This is a genomic window from Neobacillus sp. NPDC093127 (assembly GCF_044754175.1).
Lineage (GTDB): Bacteria > Bacillota > Bacilli > Bacillales > Cytobacillaceae > Neobacillus.
In genome coordinates this window covers 1-9,979 of sequence record NZ_JBIVOP010000042.1, presented here as the reverse complement: position 1 = coordinate 9,979, position 9,979 = coordinate 1, and the positions used below count along the sequence as shown (strand labels likewise).

The 9,979-nt window shown below is 36.0% G+C and carries 12 protein-coding genes; 10 read left to right on the top strand and 2 right to left on the bottom strand.

Annotated features, from left to right (window positions below):
- Nucleotides 1-205: 205 nt before the first annotated feature.
- Nucleotides 206-604, bottom strand: a complete 399-nt coding sequence (locus tag ACIQCO_RS27540; protein WP_400435323.1) for a (deoxy)nucleoside triphosphate pyrophosphohydrolase — start codon at nt 602-604, stop codon at nt 206-208.
- 222 nt (nt 605-826) lie between these two features.
- Here ACIQCO_RS27540 and ACIQCO_RS27535 point away from each other — a divergent pair, with 222 nt between their 5' ends.
- The 6 genes from ACIQCO_RS27535 (at nt 827) to ACIQCO_RS27510 (ending at nt 5,370) form a co-directional block, all read left to right on the top strand.
- Nucleotides 827-1,294 carry a hypothetical protein gene (locus ACIQCO_RS27535; protein WP_400435321.1) on the top strand — a complete coding sequence of 156 codons (468 nt, stop codon included), beginning with the start codon at nt 827-829 and terminating at the stop codon, nt 1,292-1,294.
- Between the two features lie 42 nt (nt 1,295-1,336).
- Nucleotides 1,337-1,951 (top strand): MarR family transcriptional regulator, encoded by a 615-nt coding sequence (locus tag ACIQCO_RS27530; RefSeq protein WP_400435320.1) that lies wholly within the window; start codon nt 1,337-1,339, stop codon nt 1,949-1,951.
- A 62-nt stretch (nt 1,952-2,013) separates the two neighbouring features.
- The gene (locus tag ACIQCO_RS27525; RefSeq protein ID WP_400435318.1) at nt 2,014-2,463 is read left to right on the top strand and encodes a hypothetical protein; all 450 of its coding nucleotides are present in this window, start codon (nt 2,014-2,016) and stop codon (nt 2,461-2,463) included.
- Between the two features lie 334 nt (nt 2,464-2,797).
- Nucleotides 2,798-3,187, top strand: a complete 390-nt coding sequence (locus ACIQCO_RS27520) for a hypothetical protein (RefSeq protein ID WP_400435316.1) — start codon at nt 2,798-2,800, stop codon at nt 3,185-3,187.
- Between the two features lie 78 nt (nt 3,188-3,265).
- The gene (locus tag ACIQCO_RS27515) at nt 3,266-4,516 is read left to right on the top strand and encodes a serpin family protein (protein WP_400435314.1); all 1,251 of its coding nucleotides are present in this window, start codon (nt 3,266-3,268) and stop codon (nt 4,514-4,516) included.
- 191 nt (nt 4,517-4,707) lie between these two features.
- Nucleotides 4,708-5,370: a Type 1 glutamine amidotransferase-like domain-containing protein gene (locus ACIQCO_RS27510; RefSeq protein WP_400435312.1), complete on the top strand. Its 663-nt coding sequence runs from the start codon at nt 4,708-4,710 to the stop codon at nt 5,368-5,370.
- Nucleotides 5,371-5,738: 368 nt separating this feature from the next.
- Here ACIQCO_RS27510 and ACIQCO_RS27505 read toward each other — a convergent pair whose 3' ends face one another.
- Nucleotides 5,739-6,335: a class I SAM-dependent methyltransferase gene (locus ACIQCO_RS27505; protein WP_400435310.1), complete on the bottom strand. Its 597-nt coding sequence runs from the start codon at nt 6,333-6,335 to the stop codon at nt 5,739-5,741.
- Between the two features lie 285 nt (nt 6,336-6,620).
- Between ACIQCO_RS27505 and ACIQCO_RS27500 the strand changes: the two genes are divergently transcribed.
- From ACIQCO_RS27500 to ACIQCO_RS27485, 4 genes are all read left to right on the top strand, one after another.
- Nucleotides 6,621-7,178, top strand: a complete 558-nt coding sequence (locus tag ACIQCO_RS27500) for an isochorismatase family protein (RefSeq protein WP_400435308.1) — start codon at nt 6,621-6,623, stop codon at nt 7,176-7,178.
- Between the two features lie 62 nt (nt 7,179-7,240).
- Nucleotides 7,241-8,416 (top strand): GNAT family N-acetyltransferase, encoded by a 1,176-nt coding sequence (locus ACIQCO_RS27495; RefSeq protein WP_400435306.1) that lies wholly within the window; start codon nt 7,241-7,243, stop codon nt 8,414-8,416.
- Between the two features lie 349 nt (nt 8,417-8,765).
- Entirely contained in the window at nt 8,766-9,473 is a 708-nt protein-coding gene (locus ACIQCO_RS27490; protein ID WP_400435304.1) for a hypothetical protein, read from the top strand.
- A 49-nt stretch (nt 9,474-9,522) separates the two neighbouring features.
- Complete coding sequence (locus ACIQCO_RS27485; RefSeq protein ID WP_400435302.1) at nt 9,523-9,795, top strand: DUF3888 domain-containing protein; 273 nt, start codon at nt 9,523-9,525, stop codon at nt 9,793-9,795.
- Nucleotides 9,796-9,979 lie beyond the last annotated feature (184 nt).

Genomic DNA, 9,979 nt, shown 5'->3' with positions numbered 1-9,979 from the left:
TTTATTGGTAAAGAGCTTGGCGATGCTTGGTAAAAATATTGGCGTAGAGTGGTAAAAAAGATGGCGTTAGTGGTAAATTCCTTTGGCCGTAATCACCAGTTGTTCATATGAACTTGGTAATGGAAAATCCTATAGAAAATAAGCTTTACAACTATATTATGAATGGTACCGATGATTAAAAAATAGTCTTCTCATCCCGAGAAGACTATTTTTCTTGGATTAATTGTTCAACTGCTGGAACATCGGCCGGTGCCCATTTTAATGAATCTAAATTTTCACGCTTTAGCCAAATTAACTTGGAATGTTCACTTTTTATAGGTGTTCCTTCAATAACTTTACATTTAATTGAGATTAAGTTAATGATAAAGGTTTCGTATTCATGGGTATTGTCGTTAAATACTTCATCTGAAGTTTCTATTTTACAAGCTAATTCTTCAGCAATTTCTCTTTTTAATGCCGAGAATATGTCCTCATTGGCTTCCACTTTCCCACCAGGAAACTCCCACATATTTGGAATTGACATATCAGGAGATCTTAGAGCACATAAAATTTCATTTTGTTCATTTTCGATAATTGCTGCGACTACATTGACGAGTTTTTTCATGATTGCCTCCAAAATTATTCTCCTTCTAATGATAACATGTTTTGAGTAGATTTCTACTTTACCAAAATGATCTTAGCAATCAGATTATCAGTTCCCTATTGGAGAAATAATCCAAATAATCTATTATAAGATTAGATCAATATGACTATTAGTATGAAGGAGCTTAAATCAAAGGGGAAAACCGATTCTATTAATTGAAGATGAAGGAATGAGTGAACATCTATGGATAAAAAAGCATTCAGGGCAAATGTATTGTACTTATTGGAACAAGATGTAAGCGGACTTTCAACAGAAAAGAGAATTAAATTTATGAAAAAATGGATAAGAGATTATGAACAAGAAAGTCAGGAAGCTTCGAAGGCGGAGGATACACAAGACCAGATTAAAGTGGGAATTCTAGTCCGAACAACCATGGAGAAAATTGTTAGAGAACAATTAATGACAATCGATAGAACCGAACTATTACTGGATGCGAAATATTGTAAATCGACATTCGATATAAATTATCCTTTTTTGAAAAAGGTTGTTTGGGATTCACCGCTTTCGGATCAGAGAAAAATAAATGGGTACGACCGTTACTGGGCTAAAGATATAACCATCAACCAGGAAAAATATTTAATATGTAATGATTGGTATGAAAGAAACAAACCAAAGTTTCTTAAGTGGTTAAAGGAAATAGAGAATAAATAGAAGTGCTTAACTATGACCTATTATATAGGGGGAGAGAAAAAATTGCTTACATTAAAGGACAAAATAATTGAGTTATTGAAAGTTGATGATGGTTTTACGGATAGAGAAATTACTGACAAAATAATGGGGCATGGAAAACCTCAGCAAAATGTGAATATAGCATGTAGGGATATGGAATCACGTGGATTGATTCAACGAGTTAAAAGGTCGGATGGAAAGATTGGGAATTATTTAAGTGACTTTAAGATTAAAAACATACATGAATCTCACTTCAGAGAGAGGCCAAAGGACGGAATATCTGAAGATGAGATAAAGGATATTATCCATAATGACCTGATTTCTAAAGGCTGGAAAACTCAGGTTGCGTGGGCAAAGACTCCTGGAATTGATATTGATGCTTATCGGGGGAAGGAAAGATGGATCATCGAAGTAAAAGGGTGTGGCTCAAGAAATGCGATGCGAGTGAATTACTTTCTTGCCATACTAGGGGAGACATTACAAAGAATGAGCGACCCGAATGCCAAATATAGTATTGCTCTGCCAGATTTGCAACAATATCGAAATCTATGGGAAAGACTACCTGGGCTTGCAAAAGAGAGAACAGGAATTACTGCATTGTTTGTTAACGAGATTAGCGAAATTGAAGAGGTAAAATAGAACCGCCTTAAGAACAACAATTGTCTGACATTGTTTGCTTAGCATAAAGGAGGAAAATACTCTTGACCCAATACATATATCTAGCCTCACCTGTAAACCTGCCGGAGGGCACCTATGGCTTAAACCCAGTGTCTCCTGAACAGCCCAATGTATATGAAACTGAATTGGATTTTGCCCATTTATCCTTCGAGAATAATTATGATAGTGGATCTAAATCGAGATTTTCCTATAGTCCGCATTTTACTTTCAACTATCAAGTGGCTTGCAGTTATAGTTTTCTGTTCTTAAAAGAAGGTTTGAAAGGAAATGCAACCGATGAAAAATGTTTGGGGCTGCTCCATTCATATATTGGCAATGCCCTTCAGGCTAGTGGGATTGTAGAATATTATACTAGTTGGAATGGTGAAGAAGCGCTGCCTATTTCGAATAAACGAAGCATTCAGTGGGCGAATATCAAAACACCCTATGATCTTGTGCTGGCAGATCGTGAGTTTTGGGAAATTACTTGGTAGATTGTCTTAAAAAGGGGATATCAGCTGGTACAAATAAATCCAAATATAGTTGAAGAGGTGAGTGAAAATAAAACTGAAATCCCGCATCGGTTTCCAATTCGTGACGAAAATTGTATAGGAGAAATCTTTCATTAGTGATCCGGTCAAAGAATTGTGCAAATGGGAATCAGAATAATCAGTCGAAACATGAATTCGATCATCATGGACCTCCATTAGCATGACTTTGTATAGGTTCAGTATAAAGGCAGTCTGTTAATTTCTGATAAACTAATTGTAAATAAAATGTAAATCATTTAGTTGTTTGATTTTTTATCGTCTAGAAAGGGGAGAATTTATGAAGAAACAAACATTAGTTATCTATGGAATTATTGCTATTTTTGTAGTAATCATTATTTTTATGGGGTATGAAATATTCAAATTAAGAAAAGAAATCAAAGAGACACCATTAACAACGGGGATTGAGGTAAAAAACACTTTTATGGATGATAATTTCGAGGCTTTAACACAACTTTATCTTAATGGAATAAATCCATTATCAAAAGAAAAATTTATTCAAATTAAAGACGGGTATAGTGGAATTACCGATTTTAATAATTTTGAAGTTCTTGATTTTGGAAATGGTACAATGGCAATTATTCATCTTACTCATAAGGAAGATGCTTCTAGCATTAAAGTACAAGATATAAGGTTAATTCCAAAAGAAATGCAGTCTCTTTTTAAATAATGGCTTTGTTAAACAATAAGGTTGATAGTCACTTTTCCTGAGTCATTCAGTCTGATGTAATAAAGGGGTGTTAAAAAATTGAAGAAATTAATAGCTCCATTTATACTTGTGAGTTTCTTTCTATTGGTAACGGGTTGTGGAACGGGAAATAAGTCATTAGGTTTGGAAATCTCTAGTGATGTAGACTTTGGCAAGGACGATTATAAAAAGATCATTCCCTTCAATAATAAATTGGGAATGGATTTGTTGTCGGAAGTAGAAGCAGATGGAAATGGTAATACCTTCATTTCTCCTATGAGTTTATTTATGGCATTGTCCATGATATATAACGGATCCGATGGGGAGACGAAAACAGAAATAGCAAAGGTTTTGCAGAATGAAGGAATGAATGTAACCGAGCTGAATAGAGCGAATGCATCCATGTTGTCAAAGCTTAATAGTAACGCAAAGAAGGTTCAGCTGAATGTTGCTAACTCAATTTGGTTAAACGAAAAGTATCATTTTCAGACCAATTTTGCCCAAAATAACAAAGATTATTTTAATGCTAATTTACAAAAAATCGATATAAACGATAGTCAGTCCCCCAAAATGATCAATGATTGGGTGAAAAAATCGACGAATGACAAAATAGAAAAAATTGTTGATGCACCTTTAGATTCCGATTTAGTGGCCATCCTCATTAACGCGATCTATTTTAAAGGAAATTGGAAGTATGAATTTGATAAAAAACACACAGAAAAACGTACTTTTTATTTAGATGACGGAACCACAAAAGATGTGCCTTTCATGCTTCTTAATGAAGAATTAGCTTATATGGGCAATGAAGACTTTCAGGCTGTTTCCCTCCCTTATGGCGATGGGGAAATGAGCATGAAAGTATTTCTTCCGAGAGAAAATTCCAGTTTAGAAAAGTTCAAAAAAATGCTTACAAATGAAAATTGGGAGAAATGGAACTCTGAATTCTATGAAACTAAAGGAACGGTTAGGCTGCCGAAATTTCAATTGGAATACGAAGTATTGTTGAATGAACCATTAAAGAGGCTTGGTATGACATCAGCATTTAATGAAGGTGCAAATTTCACAAAAATGATTAAAGAAAGTGATCCATTAATGATTAGTAAAGTGAAACAAAAAACATATATAGATGTGTTTGAAGAAGGCACAGAGGCAGCTGGGGCCACTTCCGTAGAGATGACTAAATCGTCGGCTCCCGTGGATGGACCATTCGAGGTGGAGGTAAATCGGCCATTTTTCTTTGCGATTACAGATGATGAAACGGGTTTAGTGTTATTCATGGGTTCGATTTCCAATCCACAGCAAGGGAAGTAGTCATTTATGACTTAAAGTAACGGGGAGGTTAATTTAAAAAGGATTTTTGATTGAAAGTGTAGAATTTTAAATAAAAACATCTTAAATTTTTAGAGGGTAAATTTAAAAATTTTATGATTCGGGTAGAGGTGAAAGTCGATTATCAATCATCATTAATCAAACATTATTAAATATTGGGGAGGTTGAAAATTATGAAATTTCTGCTCACCTCTGCAGGCGTCAATAACAAAAGCATACATGACGCATTGGTTGACATGCTGGGCAAGCCGATCGCCGACTCCAACGCCCTGTGCATCCCTACCGCGATGTACGGACACCCCTGGGTCGGCCCCGGCGTCAAAACCTGGGAGTTCATCAGCGGGAAAGAAGATAATCCCATGGTCAACCTGGGTTGGAAGTCCGTCGGCGTGCTAGAGCTCACAGCACTGCCAAGCATCGACGAAGACCGCTGGGTGCCGCTGGTCCGAGAGACGGACGTCCTGCTGGTGTCGGGCGGCGACGCCCTCTACCTGTGCCACTGGATGCGGCAATCCGGGATGGTAGACCTCTTGCCGTCGCTGCACGCAGTCTATGTGGGAATGAGTGCTGGGAGCATGGTGATGGCACCTAACATCGGGGAATTCTTCGTTGGCTGGACTCCATCCAACGGTGGTGATGAAACGCTGGGACTGGTCGATTTTGCAATGTTTCCGCACCTGGGGATGCTGCCGTATAACACGATGGCTGCTGCAGAGAAATGGGCCGCCGGGATGCAGGGGCCAGCGTATGCAATTGATGATCAAACCGCCATCAAAGTGATCGATGGAGAGGTCGAAGTTGTATCCGAAGGGAATTGGAAACTGTTTTCGCCCTGATATTACTCCGCCGCTAAACATATCAAAAAACGTAGGCGAGATTCTTGTGATGAAAATGTGTTTTCACTTGATTGGGTCTTCGCTTCAACCAACGTCAACAGATGAAGTGCGGGTATTGTTTGATAACTTTGGGTCAAAGAATCTTGAAGGTATGGGGGAACAGTAGAAGTGTTCTAATTTAAGGTAAAAGCAAAATAGGACCTAAAACTGGTGAGCCCCCAATTTAAGCTTTAAAAAGTAGATAGATATGTCTAACGGAGTCAGGCAATACTGATTCCGTTATTTTTTTGTAGAATCACCAGCACCACTTTACTTTTCGGAATGGTTCTTTTTTGAGATTGTGTGAACTAAGAAACAAAAAACAAGAATCACTTAATACTACTGGAAATAAACATTGAGGCATCTTGATTCATAAAAATACGATTACCATGATAGAATGTCTTAATTTCGATTGATGTAAATCCAATTTCGGTTAATCTTTTTTTCAGTTCTTCATGTGAAAAACCGTTATGAACTTTCGGATGATTAATTTTTTCGTTTTTATCAAAATCAATAATTATTAGCTTGCCACCATTAGTTAAAATGTTGAACAATTCTTGTAAAATTTTTTTAGTATCCGGAATATGAAGAAGGACTAATGACAGTAAAACGGCGTCTGCCTTAAGTTCAGGAGTTTCTTGAGTAAAATCTGAATAAAGTACTTTTGCGTTGGTAATTCCTTGGTGAGAAATTTTAACTTTCGCAACCTCCAACATTTGTTTGGATGAATCTACCAACAAAATGGAATCTACCAAGTCTGATAATTCTAAACTAACTAGCCCCGTACCACTCCCATAGTCAATTAAAGAATTTGATTTATTATTTCGTAATTCTGGTCTTACTTCCTTAACTATAACCTTCGCTAATTCAATTCTTTCTTCTGTATCATATCTTTTTGCTAGTTGTTCAAAAACGTTATTTTCCATCTTCGACTCCCCTATCCAATAAACATTAACGCTGTATATTGGCCATTATAGCAAAAATCAAGTTGACAATATATTTCTGAAGATGATTAATAAGTAGCAGTATCTATTTTATGGATAAGACCTTTAAAGGGCTATTTTTTTCGTAAAGATGTTCAAATGGGTAGGGGCCAAGCAAAATCAATAATAATGTAAGAAGGTATTTGTAAATCGAGTCACGAATATAATTTATATTGTTTGTACTTAAAAGTGGCAACTTACTTACATCTATAGCTAAGGAGAGATAAAATGAAACAGGCTTTACTGATTATTGATGTGCAACAGGATTTGGTCGAAGGTAATAGTGAAGAACAAGGAGTATTTAAGAAAGAGAAACTGATTCAAAATATTAATATTGTAATTGAAAAAGCGATAAACGAGAGAGTGCAGATTGTTTTTATAAGAGATTTAGATGTTTCGAATGGGGAAGGGTCTGGATTTCAGATACATAAGGATATTAATGTGCCCTCCACTGCTGTCATATTTGATAAAGCTGCTACAAATCCATTTTATGGAACACCATTAAAAGAATATTTAAATGATCAAACAATAGAACATCTTGTTATTATGGGATGCAAGACGGAACATTGTATTGATACGGCTGTTAGAACAGCAACTGTTAATCACTTTGATGTAACATTGGTTGGAGATGGCCATTCTACTTTGGATTCAGAAATCTTATCTGCAGAGCAAATTATTCTTCATCATAATAAAACCCTTCATGGTCATTATAATGTCGACAATTTTTCAATAGTTAGAAATTCTAATGAAGAATTGTTTAAACCTGATCATAATCAATACCGGTAATAGTTAGGTAAACAAATAAAGAGAACTTTCATTCATTGGAGAAAGGAAGGGGATGGGAATCCATGTTAGTTAGAGAAGTAACAGAAAATGAATACTTAGAAGCAATCAAACTGTCAGAGTATGCGTTTCAATATAAGGTACCTGAAGCTGACAAACCAGCTAGAAAAGAATCCTTGAAAAACCACAAGATTTTAGGGATATGGGATGACAATAGGCTGGCGGCCAAACTGCATATGATTCCGCTAAAAGTTTTCATGAAGGATGCTGAATGGGAAATGGGGGGAATTGCAGGAGTCGCTACCTACCCGGAATATCGACGAAATGGTTATGTAAAAACACTCATGATTGATTCGTTAAAACACATGCAGAATAATGGGCAGATTGTATCATTATTACACCCATTTGAAATCTCTTTCTATCGGAAATATGGCTGGGAAATATTAAGTGAACAAAAAAAGGTAACGATTGAAAAAATCGACCTAAAGTTCCTCGAAATGCAGCCAGGATTAATCAGAAGATATACAAAAGAGACTCATAATGAAGAGATTGAAAAGATTTACGACCAATTTTGCACTCAATATACAGGAATGCTCAAACGCGACACAAATTGGTGGAAACAAAATGTTTATAGTGAAAATTCGCAGCTAGCTGTTTATTACAATTCCAATCAAGAGGCTAAGGGCTATATTCTCTACGAGGTAAAGGAAAGAAAAATGACGGTGGAGGAGCTCGTTGCTCTTGACCATGAAGGAAGAATCGGGCTTTGGAATTTCATCTGCCAGCATGACTCCATGGTGGAGACCGTGACAATTAACCTCCCCATTCATGATCCTTTACCATATTTAATGCCGCAGCCAAAGGTGAAAACAGAATTATATCCTTATTTTATGGCGAGGGTCGTAAATGCTGAGGAATGTTTGCGGAGATTTCCGTTTATTCAGGACAGTGAGTCCCTATTCCTGCATCTTGAAGATTTACATGCACCCTGGAATAATGGGAGCTATTTGCTCGGAAAGGGAGAAATCAAGGTATATAAAGAAAAAACAGGAGCCCAATGTGTCCACGCTCCGAAAAAGGGGATTCAATTAAACATTAATTCTCTCTCAGCGATTCTTTTCGGTTATACAAGACCAATGGAGCTTTATGAGATGGGATACTTGAAAGGTTCCAAGACAGAGATTGAACTTTTTGAAAGAATGGTTCCAGCGTTTAAATCAGCATTTTTGGATTTCTTTTGATATTTAGGTGCCTGCTGCGCAACTTGCAGTGGGAAATCTTGTTGAACGGGGAAGAATAGTTTAATAGAAAAAGCCTTAATCTCTTTAAAGGATTTAAGGCCTTCTTATGAAAATCATTTTCTAATTTGCATTTGTTAAGGGTCTAATTTTATCAAATAGTCGATAAATACCGAACCCTATAATTGCTCCCAGGGTATTCAGCATAAGGAACTTAATTAACGTTATATACTAAGCCTTGATATACTGTTTATAAGGACAGGTAAGTTGAAGAAGAAATGTTATATAAAGGGAAAAAAGAGGGAGAAAGAAGTATATATTAGTGTATATATTTATTCTGGGGAGAGGGTTTATGAAATACATTTCTGGCGGTTATTATATTGTTACTCCAATAAAGCGACCTGGATATATGGATAAAGACTTAATTCCAGATACCATATTATCAATTAGTGAATGTATTTGTGACTTTCATCCTGAAATTAATGTTTTATGGGGGCAATCGGATGAAGAAAAACATAAATACGTTCAAAAGTTAAATATATCTCAAAACATTTATGAAGAAATAGAACAATGGGTTGGAGAAAAGTTTGAGGCAGGAATTTTTGCATATCCGCAGGTATTTACAACGATAGAACTTGCAAAAGAATTCCTTTACAATTTTCTTTACCATTTAACTGATGCTAAAATCATCGGAATTGGATTACCAGAAACGTATGTCAAAGAATTTCTGGAAAATGAAGAATTTCAAAACGAACCAGAAGAAAAACAATACGGCATTGAAAAATTAATATTAGACAGAATCCGCATTGAAGAAAAAGATTCAAAAATGATAGGATACGAAGTCCTTGGATTTGAGTTCGGAGGATTTCACTCATATTTGTGTAATGGCTTAGAAAAAGACTATAAAAAACATTTCGGTTTCACTCTAAACGAAAATGGCTTCATTTCCAGTTTAGAAGAAGCCATTCGGTTTTGTGATTATGCTAATGATGAGAAAGTAGGTACAGAACCCGTTTTATGGTTACCTTGGGGAATATTTGATTACTTACACAAGAGTTAATGCGAAAACAATAAATGAAGCTGATACAGAATTATGTGAAACGCTAAAAATGGCACTTATAAGTAGCCATCGAGAACCAGTAGATAAAGCATTTACTGAAATTTATAAGAATGACAAAAATGCACCAGTAGGTCTTACTTGGGCTTCCTATGACACAGAAATCCTTAAAATAAAACAGTTGTATAGAATTGGTGGATTATATGAGATATCGTTGAAGGTGTACCCCTATTATCATGCTCATAACAGTTATGGGGAAGATGAGGTTGTGATAAAGACAAGAGGTAAACTGATTAGCTATAAACACTTGAAAACATATCCTTGAACTACAACTACCGTGTACAAGAGTTAATCAAAGGGGTTGCCTGTGGCAGCTTCTTTCTTTATTGAGCTAACGTAACAGGTTTGTTAAAGGTAAGCCCGAAATATAAAAAAATAGCGCACCCTTACGGTGCGCACGATGAATAGCCAACCCTCTGAAATTTTTTTCGGATTGTTGGCTATTTTGC

What these genes read in the sequence shown, in the direction of transcription:
- ACIQCO_RS27540 (WP_400435323.1), bottom strand. Translation starts at nt 604, where the DNA reads ATGAAAAAACTCGTCAATGTAGTCGCAGCAATTATCGAAAATGAACAA.
- ACIQCO_RS27535 (WP_400435321.1), top strand. Translation starts at nt 827, where the DNA reads ATGGATAAAAAAGCATTCAGGGCAAATGTATTGTACTTATTGGAACAA.
- ACIQCO_RS27520 (WP_400435316.1), top strand. Translation starts at nt 2,798, where the DNA reads ATGAAGAAACAAACATTAGTTATCTATGGAATTATTGCTATTTTTGTA.
- ACIQCO_RS27510 (WP_400435312.1), top strand. Translation starts at nt 4,708, where the DNA reads ATGAAATTTCTGCTCACCTCTGCAGGCGTCAATAACAAAAGCATACAT.
- ACIQCO_RS27505 (WP_400435310.1), bottom strand. Translation starts at nt 6,335, where the DNA reads ATGGAAAATAACGTTTTTGAACAACTAGCAAAAAGATATGATACAGAA.
- ACIQCO_RS27500 (WP_400435308.1), top strand. Translation starts at nt 6,621, where the DNA reads ATGAAACAGGCTTTACTGATTATTGATGTGCAACAGGATTTGGTCGAA.
- ACIQCO_RS27495 (WP_400435306.1), top strand. Translation starts at nt 7,241, where the DNA reads ATGTTAGTTAGAGAAGTAACAGAAAATGAATACTTAGAAGCAATCAAA.
- ACIQCO_RS27490 (WP_400435304.1), top strand. Translation starts at nt 8,766, where the DNA reads ATGAAATACATTTCTGGCGGTTATTATATTGTTACTCCAATAAAGCGA.
- ACIQCO_RS27485 (WP_400435302.1), top strand. Translation starts at nt 9,523, where the DNA reads ATGGCACTTATAAGTAGCCATCGAGAACCAGTAGATAAAGCATTTACT.